This window comes from Ralstonia sp. 22086 (assembly GCF_052045975.1).
GTDB lineage: Bacteria > Pseudomonadota > Gammaproteobacteria > Burkholderiales > Burkholderiaceae > Ralstonia > Ralstonia wenshanensis.
This window is the reverse complement of record NZ_JBQEPZ010000002.1, coordinates 419,026-439,705: the sequence shown is the minus strand read 5'-3', so window position 1 is coordinate 439,705 and position 20,680 is coordinate 419,026. Positions and strand designations below refer to the sequence as shown.

Annotated in this window: 12 protein-coding genes; 7 read left to right on the top strand and 5 right to left on the bottom strand. The window is 64.4% G+C overall.

Annotated elements, in window-relative coordinates:
- Position 1 precedes the first annotated feature (1 nt).
- On the bottom strand, positions 2-916 hold the full coding sequence (locus ACTJK6_RS11040) for a glutaminase (RefSeq protein ID WP_232039730.1): 915 nt from the start codon (positions 914-916) through the stop codon (positions 2-4).
- A gap of 224 nt (positions 917-1,140) precedes the next feature.
- Between ACTJK6_RS11040 and ACTJK6_RS11035 the strand changes: the two genes are divergently transcribed.
- From ACTJK6_RS11035 to ACTJK6_RS11005, 7 genes are all read left to right on the top strand, one after another.
- The gene (locus ACTJK6_RS11035; RefSeq protein ID WP_440839315.1) at positions 1,141-1,947 is read left to right on the top strand and encodes a putative hydro-lyase; all 807 of its coding nucleotides are present in this window, start codon (positions 1,141-1,143) and stop codon (positions 1,945-1,947) included.
- Between the two features lie 138 nt (positions 1,948-2,085).
- Positions 2,086-3,387, top strand: a complete 1,302-nt coding sequence (locus tag ACTJK6_RS11030; RefSeq protein ID WP_232039729.1) for an MFS transporter — start codon at positions 2,086-2,088, stop codon at positions 3,385-3,387.
- 530 nt (positions 3,388-3,917) lie between these two features.
- Positions 3,918-6,200 carry a type VI secretion system Vgr family protein gene (locus ACTJK6_RS11025; RefSeq protein ID WP_440839047.1) on the top strand — a complete coding sequence of 761 codons (2,283 nt, stop codon included), beginning with the start codon at positions 3,918-3,920 and terminating at the stop codon, positions 6,198-6,200.
- Between the two features lie 4 nt (positions 6,201-6,204).
- Positions 6,205-6,627, top strand: a complete 423-nt coding sequence (locus ACTJK6_RS11020; protein WP_316870831.1) for a DcrB-related protein — start codon at positions 6,205-6,207, stop codon at positions 6,625-6,627.
- 13 nt (positions 6,628-6,640) lie between these two features.
- Complete coding sequence (locus ACTJK6_RS11015) at positions 6,641-11,266, top strand: DUF6531 domain-containing protein (RefSeq protein WP_440839046.1); 4,626 nt, start codon at positions 6,641-6,643, stop codon at positions 11,264-11,266.
- Between the two features lie 18 nt (positions 11,267-11,284).
- Positions 11,285-11,713 (top strand): tetratricopeptide repeat protein, encoded by a 429-nt coding sequence (locus ACTJK6_RS11010; RefSeq protein ID WP_316870833.1) that lies wholly within the window; start codon positions 11,285-11,287, stop codon positions 11,711-11,713.
- Positions 11,714-12,485: 772 nt separating this feature from the next.
- Positions 12,486-12,851, top strand: a complete 366-nt coding sequence (locus tag ACTJK6_RS11005; protein WP_440476824.1) for a hypothetical protein — start codon at positions 12,486-12,488, stop codon at positions 12,849-12,851.
- Between the two features lie 147 nt (positions 12,852-12,998).
- On the opposite strand, the gene ACTJK6_RS11000 is transcribed toward ACTJK6_RS11005, so the two are convergent.
- From ACTJK6_RS11000 to ACTJK6_RS10985, 4 genes are all read right to left on the bottom strand, one after another.
- Entirely contained in the window at positions 12,999-14,567 is a 1,569-nt protein-coding gene (locus ACTJK6_RS11000; RefSeq protein WP_440839045.1) for an efflux transporter outer membrane subunit, read from the bottom strand.
- 25 nt (positions 14,568-14,592) lie between these two features.
- Positions 14,593-17,799, bottom strand: coding sequence for an efflux RND transporter permease subunit (locus ACTJK6_RS10995; protein WP_316879474.1), 3,207 nt, complete (start codon positions 17,797-17,799; stop codon positions 14,593-14,595).
- 29 nt (positions 17,800-17,828) lie between these two features.
- On the bottom strand, positions 17,829-19,145 hold the full coding sequence (locus tag ACTJK6_RS10990; protein WP_440839044.1) for an efflux RND transporter periplasmic adaptor subunit: 1,317 nt from the start codon (positions 19,143-19,145) through the stop codon (positions 17,829-17,831).
- 115 nt (positions 19,146-19,260) lie between these two features.
- Positions 19,261-20,352, bottom strand: coding sequence for an alpha/beta hydrolase (locus tag ACTJK6_RS10985; protein WP_440839043.1), 1,092 nt, complete (start codon positions 20,350-20,352; stop codon positions 19,261-19,263).
- Positions 20,353-20,680 lie beyond the last annotated feature (328 nt).

The window sequence follows — 20,680 nt, the reverse complement described above, 5'->3', positions numbered from 1 at the left end:
GTCAGAAGATCGAGCGGCCGGTCAGCGTCGTGAGCCACTCCAGCGCCTGCAGGCCGGCCAGCGAATTGCCGCTGACGTCCAGCCCCGGAGACCACACGCACACGCCAAATTCGCCCGGCAGCACGGCGACGATGCCGCCGCCCACGCCGCTCTTGGCAGGCAGCCCCACGCGATAGACGAAGTCGCCCGCCGCGTCGTAGGTGCCGCAGGTCAGCATCAGTGCAGAGAGGCGCTTGGCAGGGCTGGCACCGACGATGTGCTCACCGCTCCACGGCACAACGCCGCCGTTGGCGAGAAACAGCACGGCGCGCGCGAGGTCGGTGCAATCCATCTCGATGGCGCACTGCCGGCAGTACGCATCGATGACGGTTTCCACCGGCATGTGCAGGTTGCCGAAGCTCTTCATGAAATGGGCCATCGCGCGGTTGCGGTCGGCATGGGCCAGTTCGGATTCGGCCACGCGCCGCACGTAGTCGATGCGTGGGTTGTCGACCAGCCGTCGCATGAACTGCACCAGCGCGGTCTCGGCCTGCACGAAGCGGCGGCACAGCACGTCGGTCACGACCAGCGCACCGGCATTGATGAACGGGTTGCGCGGGATGCCGTTCTCGTATTCGAGCTGCACCAGCGAGTTGAAAGCATTGCCGGAGGGTTCGCGGCCGACGCGCTGCCAGAGCGTTTCGCCTTCGAGCTGGAAGGCCAGCGTGCAGGCAAACAGTTTGGACACGCTCTGGATCGAGAACGGCACATCCGCCTTGCCCACCGTGTAGACATCGCCGCCCAGGGTGACGATGGCCATGCCGAAATCCGTCGCACTGGCGCCGGCCAGCTCGGGGATGTAATCGGCAACCCGCCCCTGGCCGAGGTACGGCTGGATGTCGCGGTGGATGGTGTCCAGGATCGCTTGGTAGTCCATGTCAGGCCAGGAGGGCAAACGGTGGGGCGGCGATTTTACACGCGCGGGTGCTGCACCGGCCTCGGCAATCACCTTTTCCTATCGCCTGCAATCCGAAACTTTCGTTGGACCGCGTTTCATCACGCTTTCACAATCAGCCGCACAAACAACCTTATGGAAGAGCTTGCATGACGACGGCAGTGGAGACAGCCCAGGCAAAAAGAATGCCGGAACAACCGGCACCGATGCCCTTACCCGCCCGCACGGGTGCCAGCGTGGCCTACGCAAATCCGTATTCCGCCCGCCTGGCGGCGCGCTCGGGCGTGCTGCGTGGCCATACCAGCGGCCTGTGCGATGGCTATGTGCAGGCCAACATTGTGATGCTGCGCGATACGTGGGCCAACGAGTTCCTGCGCTTCTGCCAGCTCAATCCGAAGCCGTGCCCGCTGCTGGATGTGACCGAGCCCGGCGTGCCCGTATTTCGGCATCTGGGCCAGGACGTTGATGTGCGCCGCGACGTGCCGCGCTATCGCGTCTACCGCAACGGCGAGCTGGCCGAAGAGCCGGCCGACGTTGAAGCGCTGTGGACCGACGACATGGTTGCGTTTGCCATTGGCTGCTCCTTCTCGTTCGAGCACGCGTTGATGGAGGCGGGTGTGCCGCTGCGTCATATCGCCATGTCGCGCAACGTGGCGATGTATCGCACGTCGGTCGACACGATCGGTACGTCCCGCCTGGCGGGCAAGCTCGTGGTGTCGATGCGGCCGATGTCGGTGCCTAACGCCATACGCGCGATCGAGATCACCTCGCGCATGCCGCGTGCGCACGGCGCGCCGGTGCATTTTGGTGACCCTGCGGCCATCGGCATTGCTGATCTGGCGCAGCCCGATTGGGGGGATGCTGTGCCCGTGCAGCCTGGCGAGGTGGCGGTGTTCTGGGCCTGTGGCGTGACACCCCAGGCGGTGGTGCAGCAAGCGCGGCCCGAGCTGTGCATCACGCATGCGCCGGGGCACATGCTGATCACAGACCTGCGCACCGCAGCGCTGACCTGAGCACGCAGTCGCAAGAGCGAAAGAGCGAAAGACGGACGGGTACCGGGGTTCCAGCCGGCGCACGCAGAGGCGCTGGTTTATAGCAAGCAATAAGCGATAGCCGCATCGAGACAGCATCAGTAATAAGGAGGAAACACCATGACAACCGAAGCAACGGTTGCGCGAGCGCCCGCCGGGACGGACGCCACGGCCGCAGCCAATTCCGGCGGTTTGTTCCGCTGGTACCGAGAGATATCCACGCAGGAGCGGCGCACGTTCTGGAGCTGCAAGGTGGGCTACGCGCTCGACGCGATGGACACGCAGATCCTGAGCTTCGTCATCCCCACGTTGATCGGCGTGTGGGGCTTGTCCAAGGCCGATGCGGGGTTGATCGGCACATGCACGTTGCTGGCATCGGCGGCGGGTGGCTGGGTGGCTGGCATCCTGTCGGATCGCATCGGGCGCGTGCGCGCGTTGCAGATCACCATCCTGTGGTTTGCGGTGTTTACCTTCCTGTGCGGCCTCGCGCAGAACTACGAACAACTGCTGATTGCGCGCACGCTCATGGGCTTCGGCTTTGGCGGCGAATGGACGGCCGGCGCGGTGCTGATCGGCGAGGCCATCCGCTCGCAGGATCGCGGCAAGGCCGTTGGCATGGTGCAAGCGGGGTGGGCGCTGGGGTGGGGCGCATCGGCATTGCTGTATGCGTGGTTCTTCAGCGTGATGCCGCCCGAGACCGCATGGCGCGCGTTGTTCCTCGTGGGGATCGTGCCTGCCGTGTTCGTGTTCTTCCTGCGCCGACTGGTGAAAGAGCCGGAGGTGTTTCAGGAAGCCAAGTCACAAGCCGCCGAGCGCACGAGCTTCTTCGAGATTTTCTCTCCGCGGCTATTGAGCACCACGCTGCGTGCCGCTGTGCTGACCACCGGCGCGCAAGGCGGTTACTACGCCATCACCACGTGGCTGCCGACGTTCCTGAAAACCGAGCGCCATCTGACCGTGCTGGGCACCGGCGGCTATCTGGCCGTGGTGATCATTGGTTCGTACATCGGCTACCTGACCAGCGCGGTGCTGACCGACCGCCTGGGCCGCAAGCGCAACTTCATCCTGTTTGCGGTGGGCTCGATGGTGGTGGCGCTGGCCTACACGCAACTGGAGGTGACCGACAACACAATGCTGCTGCTCGGCCTGCCGCTGGGCTTCTTTGCCTCGGGCATCTTTGCCGGCATGGGCGCGTTCCTGACCGAGTTGTTCCCGACGGCGGTGCGCGGCTCGGGCCAGGGCTTTTGCTACAACGTGGGCCGGGCGGTTGGCGCGTGCTTTCCGTTCCTGATCGGGCAGGTGAGTGCGCATTCGTCCCTCGGGCATGCCATCGGCATCTTCGCGGCGGGCGCCTATGGGCTGCTCATCGTGGCGGCTCTCACGTTGCCGGAAACGCGCGGCCGAGAACTCGAATCGATTTAACTCCTGTGCTTCCCCCAAAAGTGCACAGCGCGCGGCGTTTGGAAGACGCCGCGCTTTTTTTTGTGCATCGATATGCCTCGGCGGTTTCAAGACACGCCGGACATGAAGCGCTGATCTATCCGCCGGTCAATCACGTTCAGGCAGTCGACCGAGGAAGGGCCCGCCGACAATCTGCAGACGCGCTTGGGGCCACGTTGAAGGTGTTCAGCGCGTGAATGCAGGGAGTCCGGCGCGCGCGGTTGGCGTTGGTTTTTTATCAATCGTTAATCTTGGCGTGGGCCTGCGCCAATCAAGTGCACGCATGCCGACTTGGCCCAGCGCAATTAGCCCGCGTTAAACCAGAATTCAATAACTTTCAGGCTCCAAGTAACGGAACGCTCATCTGAAAAACGCACGCTTCCACTAGCATGCGAGCCATCGCCTGTCGACAACGTATCGGCGGGCATGCCGGGGGGATTCCGGCTGAAGGCAACGAGTCTGCGTAGTTGGCCCGGCCGGTGCAAATCGCATAGAACGATGGGAGCGGGCCCATGAGTTTCACCTCTACCGGCAACGGCAAAGCGCCGTCCGGAAATTCCTTTTTGTCGACCCTGTCCGGCGGCGGATTGTCGCCAGGTACCGGCATGCTTGCGGATGCTGCCGGCATGCTCGGCAACGCGCCGGGGGCCGGTTTGATTGGCGGCGCGGCGCGCGCCGCGCAGTTGGCGCAGACGGGCATGTCGCTGCTTGGGCGCACGCCAGCCTCGATTGCCGATACCATCAACGGCATGCCCGGCGCGAAGTCTCGCCTGACGCAGGTCAGCCGCTTCGTGCGCATGGAGTCGCCACTCGGGCCCGACGTACTGCTGGTCAATGCGCTGGTGGTGGACGAGTACGTCAGCCGCCTGCCGGAAATCCATCTCGACCTGCTATCGCACCAGAGCGAAATTGAGATCGACAAGATCGTCGGGCAGCAGGTGTCGGTGTCGCTGGAACCCAAGTCCACCGGCGGCGTATTCAGCCAGCTGGCGGCCGGGCCGGAAATCGGCCAGCGCTACTTTCAGGGCTACGTTGCATCGTTCGGGCGAGTCGGGCACCCCGGCTCGGTCACGCGCTACGAGATGACGGTGGTGCCGTGGTTCTGGTTTCTCACGCGCTCGACGGACTGCCGCATCTTCCAGAACAAGACCGCGGAAGACATCCTCTCCGAGATCTTTGTCGAGCTCGGCTTTCACGATTTCGAGTTCAACCTGAAGTCGGAGCAGGCGCGGCTCGAATACGTCGTCATGTACCGGGAGTCCTACTTCAACTTCTGCGCCCGCCTGATGGAGCAGGAGGGCATGTTCTGGACGCACCGCTACGAGAAAGACCGGCACGTCCTCGTCATTGGCGACACCAACGACCTGTTCAAGCCGCTGACGCCTGTCGATACGATTCCGTACTACGGCGCCAGCGCCGCCAGCGAGCGCAACGGCATCGACCGGTGGGACGAGGCGTTCAACTTTCGCGTGGGCAAGATCACCTATCGGGATTTCAACTACGACACACCGTCGTCTCCGCTGATGCACGTGGAAGTGCCGACCACGCTCAAGAACCCGAACATCGGGGCCACCGAGCGCTACGAATACCATTCGCTGTACGACCACAGCGACGACGGCCGCCGGTACGCGCGCCATGCCATGGAAGCAGAAGAGGCGCAGGCGCATCGGTTCAAGGGTGCTGGCTTCGTGCAGGCCATGACCACGGCCGGGCGCTTCCGGCTGACCAACCACCCCGTCTCGGCCTACGACGACAAGGCCTTTGTTCTGCTGCACGTACGCCACCACGCCGTGAACGACTACACGAGCCAGGGCGCCGAGCAGCCGTACCGCAACAGCTTTACGTGCCTGCCCGTGGATGTGCCGTTCCGCCCCGAGCGCCGCACACCCAAGCCCTACATGTACGGTACGCAGGCGGCTGTGGTGGTCGGCCCCAAAGGTGAAGAGATCCATACCGACGGCAGCCGCGTCAAGGTGCATTTCTTCTGGGACCGGCGCGGCAAGATGGATGGCTCCGATTCCATCTGGGTGCGCGTGTCGCAGCCGTGGGCGGGCGCGGGTTGGGGCGGCGCGGCCATCCCGCGTATCGGCCAAGAGGTGATCGTCGCCTTCAACGAGGGCGACCCCGACAACCCGGTGATTGTCGGCCGCGTGTTCAACGGCGAGGCCGCCAACCCGTACCACGGCGACGGCGGCCAGACCATGGGCATCCGCAGCCAGACGCACAAGGGAGGTGGCTCCAACGAGCTGCGCTTCTCCGACGTGAATGGCGCGCAGGAAGTGTTCATGCACGCGCAGAAAGATATGAACACCGTGGTGCAAGACGCGCAGAGCACGCATGTGGTCAAGGGCGATCGGACGATCCTGGTGTCGACGGGCAACCATGCGACGGAGGTCTCTACCGGCAACCTGAGCGAAGCCGTCAAGGGCGACCACACCACGCTGGTTACCCAGGGCCACCACAAGACGCAGATCGACACCGGCAACATGGAAACGACCGTGAGCACGGGCGACAAAACGCTCACGGTATCGAAGGGCAACTACGAGACGACGGTGTCGGTGGGGGATCTGACGGACACGGTCACGCAAGGCAACACCACGCAGAAGTCGCCCGCCGGTGTGCACACGATCGAGGCCAAGGAACTGTGGATCAAGGTGGGCGGTGCCGGCGGGACGTCGATCCACATGACGGCCGATGCGATCGAGCTGCACAAGGGCTCATCCACGATCCGGCTGGATGCGGCCGAGATCAAGATCCAGGCACCCAATACCCATATCAACCCGGATAACGGCTGACACCATGTATCAGATGCAGGAAGGTTCCTTGTTGCTCCCACCGGACTGGATCGACAAGACGATGAATGTGTTCGTCTCCGCCTCGACCGGCACGGAGGGCGTGAGCTTTGTCGTCACGCGCGAGCGTCTGCCATGGGGCATGCAGTTTGGCGAGTACGCCGCCAGCGAGCTGCAAAAGCTCGCCAAGCAGGTGCCCGACTATGAAGCGGTGAGCAGCAGCGAAACCACGGTGTCCGGCCGCGCAGCGTATGCGCACGAATACAAATGGTCGAACAACGGCCGGCCACTGCAGCAGTTGCTGACGATGGTGGAGCACGGCAAGCAGGTGCTGATGCTCACCTTTACTGCGCCCGGTGTGCTGAGCGCCAGCCAGAAGACGCTGGTAGAAGGCGTGGTGCAGAGCCTGCGCCTGAACGAACCCGCCTGAGCGCAGCGCTGCCATGGCGGATCAAGATCCAAGCACACCGAGCACTCCCACCGGGCCGAGCGGCACCGCCGACGAGCGCTTGGCCGCGCTTCAGAACCTGGAAGACGGCGAGGCGAAAAAGCAGTCGCAGATGAAGTGGGTGGACGGCGCCAACTACGGCATGTTGGGCGCCGACGTTGGCTATGGCGCGTACGCCGCTGGCACCGCCGCAACCGCTGCGGGCGCGACCGGTGCGGCTGCGGCAGGTGCCGCAGCGCTGGCCGCCGTGCCCGCTGTGGTGGCACTGGGCGGTGCGTGGCTGCTTGGCAAGATTGGTGTCACCGGCGCCGTTGAGAAAGGCGCCGAATGGCTTGGCGACAAGCTGGGCTTGAGCATCGGAAAGGGCGATCCGCACCCGGCGTGCGTGGGTGACGACATCGCGCATTCATCGGGCTTCTGGGGCATGGTGGCCGGTCTCGCAATCGGGGTCGCCATTGGAGCCGCGGTTGCCGCGACGGTGGCGACCGGTGGGCTGGCCGGTGCGGTGATCGTGGGTGCCTGTATGGCAGGTGGCCTGAGCCTCGGAAGCGGTTTGGCCGCAGCCAGCCAGAGCATGGGCAGCAACTGCGGAAAGATCGCGTCTGGCTCAGGCAATGTCACCTTCGAAGGCAAAGCCGCGGCGCGTGTGACGGACATCATCGCTTGCGATAAGCACCCCGGGCCTGAGCCGCTGGTCGAAGGCAGTCTCACCATCACCGTCAATCAGTTGCCGCTTGTGCGCATCGGCCATTCGAGCCATTGCAGCGGCAAGGTGAACTCTGGGCGCAAGAGCGTCTTGATCGACAAGACCACCGGGCAGTTCGGGCCGAAGAACCCCGAGCTGACAGCCGGCGAGGAGTTCTTTGCGGGTCTCGTGGGTGGGCTGCTTGGGGCCAAACTGGGCGGCATGATCGGCGGCAAGGCGCCGGGAGAGCCGAACAAGTCGGCCGAACGTGATGGCGTCAAAGACGAAACCGCCACCAACTGCAAAGACCCAATCGACGTGGCGACCGGCGAGATGGTGGAGATCCGCACAGACGTGTCGATTCCCGGCGTTCTGCCTCTAGTGCTCACGCGGCGCTACCGCACGCGTTCGGATGACGAGGGCCTGCTTGGTCCAAGGTGGTCGACGAACTGGTCGCAGCGCTTGCGGTTGGATGAAGGCCGCCTCGTTCGTTTCTTCGATGGTGGTGGGCTCACGATCACCTTTGAGGCCCCCGATGCCGATCTCAACGGCATCAACTTGCGCGAACCACGTTATCGCCTGGAGGGCACGCGAACCGCACCTCGCGTCCTTGACGATGAAACGCGCCATATCCTGTGGTTTGCACCATTGGTCGACGGCGCCGTATCGCGCATCGAGCGTATCGAGGACTGGAGCGGCAATGCCATCGCGTTCGAGTACGACGCCCATGGCCGGCTGACCGAGCTGCGACACACGACGGGTTACGCGCTTGTGTTGACGTATCCGGGCGCGCTGCGCACGGTGTCCAGCATTACCTTGCTCGAAGAGTCGGGAGAGACACGACGTTTGGCCGACTACCTGTATGAAGGCGGCATGCTCGCGCAGGTGTCGAGTTTCCAGCATGGTGAGTTCCACTACACCTACGAGGCGCACGGCTGGATGACGAGCTGGCGCGACGCCGACCAGACAGAGGTTCGCTACGCCTACGACAGCTTCGGCCGCGTGGTCGAGACCGGCACACGCGAGGGTTACCACACCGGCCGCTTCGTCTATGAGGACGGCGTCACGCGTGTGCTCGATATCGATGGTGAATGGCTCTACGCCCACAACGCCGAAGGACTGGTCACACGCGAGGTGAACCCGCTTGGGCATGTGATTCAACGCGAGTGGCAACTTGGCCGATTGGCGTCTCAAACCGACCCGCTCGGGCGGCGCACCGATTTTGGATACGACACGCAGGGCCGGCTGGCCAGCATGGGCGATGCCGCCGGCGGCGCCACGCTGTTCAAGTACGACGCACAGCGTCGCCTTGCGGCTGTGGTGCAGCCAAACGGCGATCGCGTGGCAATGGAGTATGACGACAAGCATCGGCTGATGGCACGCACCGAACCAGATGGGCAGGTCAAACGCTATCGGTACGGTGAACGGGGTGAGCTTCTGCGGGCGGTCGAGGGAGAGCAGGAAACCCGCTTCGACTATGACGCACAGCTTCGGCTCATCAGCACGCGTTTGCCCACGGGCGCGAAGCAGGGCACACGCTTCGATGTGCTTGGGCGCCTGCTCGAAGAGGTCGATGCGCACGGCAACGTGACGCGTCACGACTACGCCGCCGGCGTGGACAATCCGCGCGGCAACCGGGCGCTGACCACACTGCCGGACCGCAGCATGCATCGCACCGCCTACAACGCAGAAGGGCTGGCGGTGGCGAACACCGATCCGCTGGGCCGGATCACGCGCCATACCTACGGTCCGTTCGATCTGCTGACAAGCACCACCGATGCCGCCGGCCATGCCACCCGCTTTGAGTACGATCATGCAACGCGGCCGGTGCGGATCGTCAATGCGCGCGGTGAGGTGTGGGAGTACCGCTACGACGCAGCTGGGCGGCTTGTCACCGAGATCGACTGGGGCGGCCGAGTCTCACACTATGAGCGCGATGCAGCCGGGCGGGTGGTCAAGAAGACGTGGCCGGACGGCGGTGTCTGGCTGTATCGATATGACGCGGGCGACCGGCCTGTGGCGATCGACGCGGGCGACGTCAAACTCGTCTACCGGTACGACGCGGCGGGGCGCATGACCGCTGCCGCGGTGCAAAGCGAGTCCACGCACGTCATCCGCTTCCGCTACGACAGCAGGGGCCGCCTGATCGAGGAGGATCAGCACGGCCAGCGCCTCCAACATGCCTACGACGCGCGGGGCCGGCGCGAGGCGCGCAAGACCGCGCATCGGGAAACACGCTATGAGTACGATGCGCTCGGCGCCCTGACGCAGGTTGGCGGCATGACCATCCAGCGGGATCTGCTTGGCCGCGAAACGGGTCGGCAGGCCGGTGAATTCATTCTGCAGCGGCAGTACGACGCCGTAGACCGCCTGCAGCGCCAGACGGCCGGCCCCCGTGCGGCCTTTGACGCGCTGCCGGTCAACCCTGTCGAAGCGCTGCAGAGCCTGACGCGTCAGCATTTCCGCTACGACGCTGCGGGGCAGCTGACCCAGATCGATACCGATGCAGACAGCTTCGTGTATACGCACGACGCGCGCGGACAGGTCACCGCCTTCGATAGCGTTCGGCAGCCCGCAGAGCACTATGCCTACGATGTATCCCGGAACATTGCCGCGCATGGCCGTAGAGGTCCCGTCGATCGACACGATTACCTAGCAGGTGGCTTGCCCGTTCAGGCGGGGCATATCCACTATCGCTACGACGCTCGCGGGCGCGTCGTCGAAAAGACCATCGAGCAACCCGGCGAACACCCTCGGACATGGCGTTACGCCTGGGACGGCCTGAACCGCCTGACCGAAGTTCACACGCCTGCCAACGAAACATGGATGTACCGCTACGACGCGTTCGGCCGGCGTATTGAGAAGACGCATGTCGAGACCGGGCGCGCGCAGCGCTTCCTGTGGGACGGTTACACGCTGGCTGAACGGTGCGAATGCGGCCGCGATGGGCAAACGGGCGCTGTCACGACCTGGCATTTCGAGCCAGAGAGCTTCGCACCGCTGGCGCAGGAATGCGGCGACCAGATGTACGCGATCTTCAACGCCCCCACCGGCCTGCCGCTGGAGATATACCGGGACACAGGTGAGAAGGTCTGGTCTGCCCGCTACAACCTGTGGGGCAGGCGGATCAGCGAAGAGGCACATGCTGCAGAAGCCGCCCCCGACACCAGTCTGCGTTTTGCGGGGCAGTGGGCAGACGAAGAGTCGGGGCTGCATTACAACCTGAACCGCTACTACGACCCCGACAGCGGCTGCTATCTCAGCATTGACCCGATCGCCATCCGCGGTGGGCACCGTACACAGGGCTATGTGCAGAACCCGTTGCGGGAGATGGATCCGCTTGGGTTGGCGGTGTGCGAACAACGCTATGCCAACTACAAGTCATTGCGTGAGATGGGGTTGTCAGTCGAGGATGCCGCTAAGCTTTCGAAGTCGTTGAACGGCAAGCCTCTTGAGATCAAGGTGGGCGATAACGGGGAGGTCTATGCAAAGCTGCCGGCACCCTCCAACCCGGATGTCTTGCGGTGGCAGCGAATGAACGGCGATGGCATGTCGAACCGCAGTAAATACATGGGTTCGACGCCTTCAAAGGATTCGCCGGTCGGGCGTGAAGTACAGGACCGGATGCGCAAGGAAGGCACATTGAAGGGGGAGGGCGACGGGCGGGAGGTTCTCGGTGCGGATGGAAAATGGTACCCAATCGATCAAACAGACATGGGCCACAAACAGTCGGCCGTGGATTATTGGAATACGGAAGGGCGCTACTATGGCCCTCGATCGCCAGAAGTGCGCGAATTCATGAACGATCCAAAGAACTACGAGTTGGAGCCTAAGAGTATCAACAGAAGTAACGGCGCGAAGATGGGTACGACCTATGACTCACCGGCAACGCCGGAGGAAAAGGCCGGCTATTTCAGCATTGACGACATTGATTAGAGCTAGAGCACACACAGCATGAGCAAGACACTTCCGGATGCGCTTTACGCGCAAATCACCGACCTCTGTAAGCAAGGCGACGAACTGGTAGAGCAGGGGAACCTCGACGCCGGCAAACAGCACTACATCGCCGCACTACGCCTGCTGCCCGACAACCCGCTCGACTGGGAAGCCGCCACTTGGATCTATGTCGCCATTGGCGACGTCCACTTCCGCACGAACAATTTCGACAAGGCGTTCAAGTGCTTCTACAACGCCGTGCAGTGTCCCAAGGGCTTGGGCAATCCGTACATCCATCTTCGCCTCGGCCAGCTTTACTACGAGCAGGGCAACTTCGACAAGGCGGCTGATGAACTGACCCGCGCCTATATGGGCGGCGGCTTGGACATCTTTCTCGAAGACGATCCCAAGTACCTCGAATTCCTGGAAACGAAGATCAAGCTCTGATAGGGGGCAAAAAGACGCAGCTGAACTGCCGGTCACGGGCCCTTATGGCTCGAACGTGGACCACCAACCGTCGAACGTGAACCTCTGCGGGCGGAATGCGAGCCTCAAACACTCGCATTCCGCAGTCGGAGGTCGAAATTTTCGACCTCCGACACCCGCCATCGAGCCTCAGACACTCGAGCGTCGGCCTCAACTGGACAACGTCGACGGTTTGAGGGCGGGGCTCGGGGCTCGGAGGTCCGATGGGGCGAATGTTTTTGGGCCGCGTTTGACCTTCCAAGGGTCGTGCGCCACTGTTTGATGGTCGCGCGCCGCTCTCGGACTGTGGAAATCGAATGTTTAGGACCCATGCGCGCACCGAAAACTGCGGCGCTCCGCAGTCTGCGGGGCAACGACGGTGGGTTAGGGGTCAGGTTTGCTTCCGAAAGGTTTGGTCTTCGCGCGCTGCGAAGCGGAATGCCCGGTGCGCGCACGGCCCTTGCGCTTCAGAGCCTGATAGACGGAATCGGAACTTGGAAGGCGCCTGCGCCGCTATAATCGGCCCGCTGCCGCACCAACGGCAGCCTGGTTTAGCGACCTGAAACACCAAGGCGGACGATTGCTGCATGCAGTCGCACTGCTGCTTCCGTTCGCGCCTACTTTGGCGGGCCGGATGGTGAGACCTTCGGGTCTACCGGTTTCCTTGGGACCGGGTCGCTAACACCATCGTCAGGCCCGCCACCCTCGTTTAGCGCCGAGATGGTGAGGCTCCTTCAATCCCAAGGAGGCTCCTATGCCGATTTCCGACGCGACGCGCCCCGCGTCCTACCCCTCTCCACCCGCACCACCGAGCCCAGCGCCCACGTCCTCCGACACAGGGCGGCTCACCAAGAACCGCACCTACCTGAACGGCGCCATCGCAGCGCAGGCGTATCTCAAGCGCACGCGCACCGCCATGTGCACACACGGCCAATGCCGGCCGGGCATGCTGCGCGAACAACTTCAGGTGTTCTCCACGCAGTCATTTCCACCGGCCTTCATCAAAGGCTTTGTGGATGCGATTGATGCCTACGTATCGATGTCGCTCGGCGGGCGCGATGTTGATCCGCAGACGTGGGACGTGTTAGCCGCCATAGAGCGGCGCGGCTACAGCCAGTAACAACAGATTGACGCATTCCCGTGACGGGCGGGAATGTCGCGCGGCGCTGCGCGAAGATGACATGACTGTGGATCGCAGGCAGTCCACAAAAAAAACGCGGCCGAAGCCGCGCAGATCTCGCTTTCCAGAGAGAGAGGAGAGAAATTCTTACTGCTGTGCCACCGTTGCGGGCTTGGCCGCATTGGCCGCATTGGCCGCGTTAGGCTGTACCGCCGGCGGCAGATCACCCCACCCACCGCCCAGTGCCTTGATGAGCCCCACCGTGGAGTTCACGCGGCTGCCGGCCAGTTGCACGCCGATGCGTTCGGCGGACAGCATGTTGCGCTCGGCATCGATCACGTCCAGGTAGTTGACCGAGCCCGCGTTGTAGCGCGTGCGGGACAGCTGCGCGGCGCGCGTGGAGGCGCGCACGGCGTCGTCCTGGGCCTTGGCCTGATCGGCCAGCAGGCGCAGTTCCGAGAGGTTGTCTTCCACCTCACGGAAGGCGACGAGCACGCTTTCGCGGTAGTTGGCAACGTTCTCTTCATACGCGGCACGCGCCTGCTTCACGCCGGCGCTGCGGGCGCCACCGTCGAAGATGGGCAGCGACAGCGCAGTGCCGACCAGCGGCCCGAGAATCCACGTGCGGCTGCCCCATTTGAGCAGGTCGCCGATGTCGTGCGACTCGTAGCCGAAGCCGCCCGTGAGTTGCAGTTGCGGGAAAAACGCCGCACGCGCCACGCCAATGCGCGCGTTGGCAGCAGCCATCGAGCGCTCGGCGGCGGCCACGTCGGGGCGGCGTTCCAGCAGGGCGGAGGGCAGGCCGGCCGGTACGCGCACTTCGGCCGATTGCAGCGGGTCTGCGCCCATCGTGAAATCAGCCGGTGCCTTGCCCAGCAGCGTTGCGAGCGCATGTTCCAGCACCGCGCGACGGCGTTGCACGCCGATGCGGTCGGAGCGTGCCGTGGCCAGTTCGGCATCGGCGCGGGCGACGTCCAGTTCGCCAATGTCGCCCGTGTTGAAGCGGCGCTGCACCAGCTTGAGCGCCTCTTCACGGCCGACCAGCGTGCGAGCCAGCAACGCCTCTTCTGCATCCAGCGTGCGCAGGCTGAAGTACGTCTGTGCCACGTCGGCCTGCAATGAGAGGCGGGCCGCGCGGTACAGCGCTTCGACGCGTTCGGCGTCGGCGCCGGCGGCATCGATGTTGTTGCGCACGCGGCCGAACAGGTCGACCTCATACGCCACCGTGGACTGCGCGCGCCAGTACGTCTGCGGCTGCACGGGCGCGCCGACCGGCAAGCCGGCCGATGCCGCCGAAGCCCGCTGGCGCGTCGGGCCGAAGCCCGCATCCAGTTCCGGGAACAGCGATGCACGGTTGGCCTGCACGAAGGCGCGCGCTTGCGTGACGCGTGCGGCGGCGGCGGCCAGCGTGGGGCTGGCTTCAGCGGCCTGCGCTTCGAGCTTGTCGAGCGTCGGATCGTTGAAGATCTTCCACCACGCGCCGTCGGCGGGCAGGGCGGGCTCGGCGGTCTTCCACTTGCCTTGCTCGTTTGCGGCCAGCGGTGCATCGGTCGCTTGCGCTGCTTCCTTGAAGGCGTTGGGCGTGCCAACGTCCGGCTTCTCGTAGGTCGGGGCGAGCGAGCAGGCCGCGAGGAACAGCGCGGCGGCCAGCGCCAGCGGTGTCCAGCGGCCGGCGCGCGTGGCCGGACCCGTTTGTTGTTGTGTCGACGCGTTCATAGCGATGTCTTGATGAGTGTTGACCTTAGTGCTGGGTCGACGGCACAGGCAGCGCGCCATCCAGGTCCAGATCACGATCGGGTGCATCTTCCGAGCGCTGGCCGCGGCGTGCCGCCAGCGTGCGCAGCAGCACGTAGAACACCGGCGTGAGGAACAGGCCGAACAGCGTCACGCCCAGCATCCCCGCGAACACGGCCACGCCCATGGCATGACGCATTTCCGCGCCGGCGCCGGTCGACACCACCAGGGGCACCACGCCCATGATGAAAGCGATCGACGTCATCAGGATCGGGCGCAGACGCAGGCGGCAAGCCTCGATGGCGGCTTCCACGATGGTGCGTCCTTGCAGCTCAAGCTCGCGCGCAAACTCCACGATCAGGATCGCGTTCTTGCACGCCAGCCCCACCAGCACCACCAGACCGATCTGCGTGAAGATGTTGTTGTCTCCATGCGAGAGCCAGACGCCCAGCATGGCGGCGAACAGGCTCATCGGCACGATCAGGATCACGGCCAGCGGCAGCGTCAGGCTTTCGTACTGCGCAGCCAGCACCAGGAACACCAGCAGCACGCAGATCGGGAAGATCCACACGGCCGAGTTGCCGGCCAGGATCTGCTGATACGTCAGATCCGTCCACTCGAAGCGCACGCCCTTGGGCAGCGTTTCATGCGCGATGCGTTCCACCGCCGCCTGCGCCTGGCCCGAAGAGAAGCCCGGCGCGGGGCCACCGTTGATGTCGGCAGCGGTGTAGCCGTTGTAGCGCACCACCATGTCCGGTCCGAAGCCTTGCGAGACCCGCAGCAGCGAAGACAGCGGAACCATGTCGCCGGCGGTGTTGCGCGTCTTCAACTGCAGGATGTCTTCTGCATGGGCGCGGAACGGCGCGTCTGCCTGCACCTTCACCTGATACGTGCGGCCGAAGCGGTTGAAGTCGTTCACGTACAGCGAGCCCAGGTACACCTGCATGGTGTCGAACACATCCGTGACCGGCACGCCAAGCTGCTTGGCCTTCACGCGGTCAAGGTCGGCATTCAACTGCGGCACGTTGATCTGGTAGCTCGAGAACGACGGGCCCAGTTCAGGTGTCTTGCGTGCCTTGGCCATGAAGGCCTGCGTGGCGGCAAAGAGTTGCTCGTAGCCGACCGAACCGCGGTCTTCCAGTTGCAGCTTGAAGCCACCCACCGTGCCGAGGCCTTGCACCGGCGGCGGCGGGAACACAGCAATGAAGGCGTCCTTGATCGCGCCGTACTGCTGGTTCAGTTGCCCCGCGATGGCGCCGCCCGACAGGTTGGGCGCCTTGCGCTCGTCAAACGGCTTGAGCGTGACGAACACGATGCCGGCGCTCGGACTGTTGGTGAAGCCGTTGATCGACAGGCCCGGGAACGCCACGGCGCTTTCCACGCCGGGGTGCTTGAGGGCGATGTCGGACATGCGGCGGATCACGTCTTCCGTGCGGTCAAGCGAGGCACCGTCCGGCAGTTGCGCGAAGCTCACCAGGTACTGCTTGTCCTGCATCGGCACGAAGCCGCCCGGCACCTTGTTGAACAGCAGCGCGGTTGCACCGATCAACGCCAGGTAGATACCGAGCATGACGGCCTTGCGACCGATCACGCGCGAGGTGCTGCGGCCATACGATTCCGATGCCGCACCAAACACGCGGTTGAACGGACGGAAGATCCAGCCCAGGCCCTTGTCCATCGTGCGGGCCAGCCAATCCTTCGGCGCATCGTGGCTCTTGAGCAGCAGGGCGGCCAGCGCCGGCGACAGCGTGAGCGAGTTGAAGGCCGAGATGACGGTCGAGATGGAGATGGTCAGCGCGAACTGCTTGTAGAACTGACCGGTCAGGCCCGTCATGAAGGCCAGCGGCACGAACACGGCAATCAGCGTCAGGGCAATGGCGATGATCGGGCCGCTCACCTCGCGCATGGCCTTGTACGTGGCCTCGCGTGGCGATAACCCTTCGGCGATGTTCCGCTCGACGTTTTCCACCACCACGATGGCATCGTCCACCACGATCCCGATCGCCAGCACCAGGCCGAACAGCGACAGCGCGTTGATCGAGAAGCCGAACATCAGCATCAGGCCAAACGTACCGATGATCGACACCGGCACCGCCAGCAGCGGAATGATCGACGCACGCCACGTTTGCAGGAACAGGATCACCACCAGCACCACAAGCGCAACCGCTTCCAGCAATGTATGCGTGACCGCTTCGATACTGGAGCGGACGAACTGCGTCGGGTCATAAACGATGCGGTAGTCGACGCCTTCGGGAAAGTCTTCCTTCAGCTCGGCCATCGTCTTGCGCACGTCATCCGAAATCTGCAGCGCGTTGGAGCCTGGCGCCTGGAAGATCGGAATGGCCACCGCCTGCTTGTTGTCCAGCAGCGAGCGCAGGCCGTATTCCGACGCAGCCAGCTCGATGCGGGCCACGTCACGCAGGTACGTGACAGCGCCATCGGGCGAACTCTTCAGGATGATGTCGCCGAATTCCTGTTCGGTCTTCAAGCGGCCCTGTGCGTTGACGGACAGTTGCAGGTCCGTGCCCGGCACCGACGGCGAGCCGCCGATCACGCCAGCTGCCACCTGCACGTTCTGGTCGCGGATGGCCTTGACCACTTCGTTGGCCGTCAGGCCGCGTTCGGCGACCTTGTTCGGGTCGAGCCACACGCGCATCGAGTAGTCACCCGAGCCGAACAGCTGCACCTGGCCTACGCCGCTGATCCGTGCAAGGCGATCCTTGACGTTGAGCACCGCGTAGTTGCGCAGGTACGTCATGTCGTAGCGGTCGTTGGGCGACAGCAAGTGCACCACCATCGTCAGGTCGGGGCTGCTCTTGACGGTGGTCACGCCCAGGCGTTGCACCACGTCGGGCAGACGCGGCAGCGCCTGCGACACGCGGTTCTGCACGAGCTGCTGCGCCTTGTCCGGGTCGGTACCCAGCTTGAAGGTGACCGTCGTGGTCAGGTTGCCGTCGCTGTTGGCCTGCGACTGCATGTAGAGCATGTTCTCGACGCCGTTGATCTGTTCTTCGAGCGGCGAGGCGACGGTCTCGGCAATCACCTTCGGGTTGGCGCCCGGGAACTGCGCGCGCACCACCACCGAAGGCGGCACGACCTCGGGGTACTCCGAGATCGGCAATCGCCAGATCGAGATGATCCCGATCAACAGGATCAGCGTGGATAACACGCCCGCAAAGATCGGGCGGTCCACGAAAAACTTAGAGAAGTTCATGGCTGTGAGCGATGAGGTTCAGTCGCAAATCAAGCGCGGTCGGCCGGCAGGCGTTGCGCGGTGGCGGCGGTCTTGGCGTTGGCGGGCTTGGCCTCGGCCTCGGCCTTGGCAGCAGGCGCAGCGGGTGCGTCGGCTTTGGCTTCGGTCGGTGCTGCGGGCGCTTCGGGTTGTGCACCCGGCAGCACCACGCGCTTGGTGACCAGGCTATCCATGGTGACCGTGTTGGGCGCCACGGCGTCGCCCGGGCGCACGCGCTGGATGCCGTTCACGACGATGCGCTCGCCGGCCTTCAGGCCCGACTTCACAACGCGCAGGCCGTCGATGGAGGCGCCCAGCACCACCGGGCGATAGCTCGTCTTGTTGGCCGCATCCACCACCAGGACGAACTTCTTGTCCTGGTCCGTGCCGATGGCCTTGTCCGTGATGAGGATGGCGTCGTGCGGTGCGCCGGTGCTCATGCGCACGCGGGCGTACAGGCCCGGCGTGAGGCGGCCATCGGCGTTGTCCAGCGTGGCGCGCACGCGGATCGTGCCCGAGCGCACATCCAGGCGGTTGTCGACGGACTGGATCACGCCTTCGCGCGTGTAGCCGTCTTCGTTGGCCAGCCCGATGTAGACCGGCGTCTTCGCGCCCTGCGCCGCCTTGGCGGAGTAGCGCAGGTAGCTTTGTTCATCCGCATCGAACGCCACGTACATCGGCGAGACCGACACCAGCGTGGTCAGCACCGGCGCAGCACCACCGGCGGAGACGATGTTGCCGACGGTAATTTCGGCGCGCGACACGCGACCCGCGACCGGCGCCACGATATGCGTGTACTCCAAATTCAGCTTGGCGGCTTCCAGCGCGGCGGCGGCGCCTTGCAGGTTGGCTTGCGCCTCGCGTGCGGCGTTTTCCTTCTCTTCAAACTCGCGGCGCGCGATGGCGTTGTCGGCCACCAGCTTCTGCGCACGGTCCAGCTCCGACGTGGTGTAGGCCACGCGGGATTTGGCGGCCGTCAGCGCGGCTTGCGTGCGGGCCACTTCGGCCGCGTAGGGGCGCGGGTCGATGGTGAACAGCGCGTCGCCCTTCTTGACGATGCTGCCGTCTTTGAAGTGGACGGCGGTGACGGTGCCGCTCACCAGCGGGCGGACTTCAACGCGTTGAACGGCTTCGATGCGGCCGGAAAATTCGTCCCATTCGGAAACGTTCTTGGCCAGCACCGGCGCCACATCCACCGGCGTGGCGGCAGGCGCGGCGGCCGGCTGCTGCGATGCGCCGGCACTGGAGACCAGACCGTAGGTGCCCACGGCTGCAACGCCGAGCACGGCGGCAACCGAAATGGCGAGTGTGCGTTTGGACAGGCTCATGATGACTCTCTCGATTTTGTTGGGTAAGCAAAGAGAAAAAGACTGGATAAAAGCGCGTTGGCCGCAGCGTAGAAATACGCGGGCGGCCTCGCACTCCGTTTCTTGTTGTATGGGTTCAGCCAGGCGTCTCCCCGGTCGGGTCAATGGAGGTGCGGTCCTTGCGGTCCGCACGCGGACGGCGTTTGCGAGGTGCTGCCGCCTGCCGCGTCATGCCGAGGTGCCAGCGCAGGAAGCACGTCATCTCGTCTTGCGCGACTGCGCTCATGGCAATCGAGTCATGGCAGGCTTCGTTCACACGCACGACCTGTGTGGCCACGCCCGCTTCAATCAGGCACGCGGCATAGCGCTCGGCTTCGGTGCGCAGCAGGTCTTGCGGCGCGGTGAGCAGCAGGGCAGGGGGCAGGCCCTGCAGGCGGCGCGATTCCACCGGCGCGGCGTATGGGTGCACGCGCTCCGTCGGGCGGGGCAGGTACTGGCGATAGCAATCGGCGCAGACTTCGGCCGAATTGTCGGCGTCGGCCAGGTGGTCGGGGCGCATGCGCGCCATGGTCGGATCGAGCATCGGCGCGATCAGGACTTGCGCACGCAGATTCGGGCCGCCACGGTCGCGCGCAATCATCGTCAGCGCCGCAGAGAGGTTGCCGCCGGCGTCATGCCCGGCCACTGCGATGCGGCGACGGTCGATGCCCCACGCGTTGGCATGGTCGGCCATGCAGCACAGCGCGGCGTACACATCTTCGGGTGCGGCAGGAAAGGGCGCGGCGGGTGCCAGCGAATAGCCGACCGTAACCACCACCGCCGGCAATGTGGCGGCCAGGTGGCGCGCCGGCGCATCGGCATCATCGATCGAGCCGCGCACGAAACCGCCGCCATGCAGATACAGTACGCCCGGGCGGCGCAGCGGCGCGGCGGCATCGTCGGCATGCGTTTCCGGGCGGAACACGCGCAGGCGGATGCGGCTGGCGTAGCCCTGCGTCCAATAATCTTCGGCCGTGACCTCACGCGGCAACGGCACCGCGCCAGCCGTTTCCTTGCACGCAGAAGCTTGCTCAGGCAGCGTCGATGCTGCGCCGCGCAAATTGTTATTCAGTGCAACATTTGCGGGGGCGGGCGTTGCGTACGGTCGTGCTGGACGAACAGCGGCCGATGCCGCATCGCTGGTGAGCGAACGATCCGAAACAACGAGGCGCGGTGGAGAAGAACCCATGATGTCAGGCGGGGCTTACCTTTGCGGATAACCCGGATATCGATGGGCTGAATGATGGTGATTAGACGAACGCGGATAAATGCCTATAATCAGACATCACTATTAGTTGCAGCCGAACAATCAATATTTACGGTTGTGCTACAAAGTGTCCTAGCTCGAGGCCGATCTTGTTGCACTGCGAAAACCCGTAGTCGCCGCCTTCCTGATCGCGCCGCATGCTCTGAGCGCGTGCATGCGCTCGAGCATGAGCATGAGCAGACCCCTTGATTCCACAGGTCCGGCGCATTGCCCGTTTTGATTCGGGCAGTGCGCCCGCCCCGTGGAGTCC

Excerpts from the sequence above, each read along its gene's own strand:
- ACTJK6_RS11040 (WP_232039730.1), bottom strand. The coding sequence starts at position 916 with ATGGACTACCAAGCGATCCTGGACACCATCCACCGCGACATCCAGCCG.
- ACTJK6_RS11035 (WP_440839315.1), top strand. The coding sequence starts at position 1,141 with ATGCCCTTACCCGCCCGCACGGGTGCCAGCGTGGCCTACGCAAATCCG.
- ACTJK6_RS11030 (WP_232039729.1), top strand. The coding sequence starts at position 2,086 with ATGACAACCGAAGCAACGGTTGCGCGAGCGCCCGCCGGGACGGACGCC.
- ACTJK6_RS11025 (WP_440839047.1), top strand. The coding sequence starts at position 3,918 with ATGAGTTTCACCTCTACCGGCAACGGCAAAGCGCCGTCCGGAAATTCC.
- ACTJK6_RS11020 (WP_316870831.1), top strand. The coding sequence starts at position 6,205 with ATGTATCAGATGCAGGAAGGTTCCTTGTTGCTCCCACCGGACTGGATC.
- ACTJK6_RS11015 (WP_440839046.1), top strand. The coding sequence starts at position 6,641 with ATGGCGGATCAAGATCCAAGCACACCGAGCACTCCCACCGGGCCGAGC.
- ACTJK6_RS11010 (WP_316870833.1), top strand. The coding sequence starts at position 11,285 with ATGAGCAAGACACTTCCGGATGCGCTTTACGCGCAAATCACCGACCTC.
- ACTJK6_RS11005 (WP_440476824.1), top strand. The coding sequence starts at position 12,486 with ATGCCGATTTCCGACGCGACGCGCCCCGCGTCCTACCCCTCTCCACCC.
- ACTJK6_RS11000 (WP_440839045.1), bottom strand. The coding sequence starts at position 14,567 with ATGAACGCGTCGACACAACAACAAACGGGTCCGGCCACGCGCGCCGGC.
- ACTJK6_RS10995 (WP_316879474.1), bottom strand. The coding sequence starts at position 17,799 with ATGAACTTCTCTAAGTTTTTCGTGGACCGCCCGATCTTTGCGGGCGTG.
- ACTJK6_RS10990 (WP_440839044.1), bottom strand. The coding sequence starts at position 19,145 with ATGAGCCTGTCCAAACGCACACTCGCCATTTCGGTTGCCGCCGTGCTC.
- ACTJK6_RS10985 (WP_440839043.1), bottom strand. The coding sequence starts at position 20,352 with ATGGGTTCTTCTCCACCGCGCCTCGTTGTTTCGGATCGTTCGCTCACC.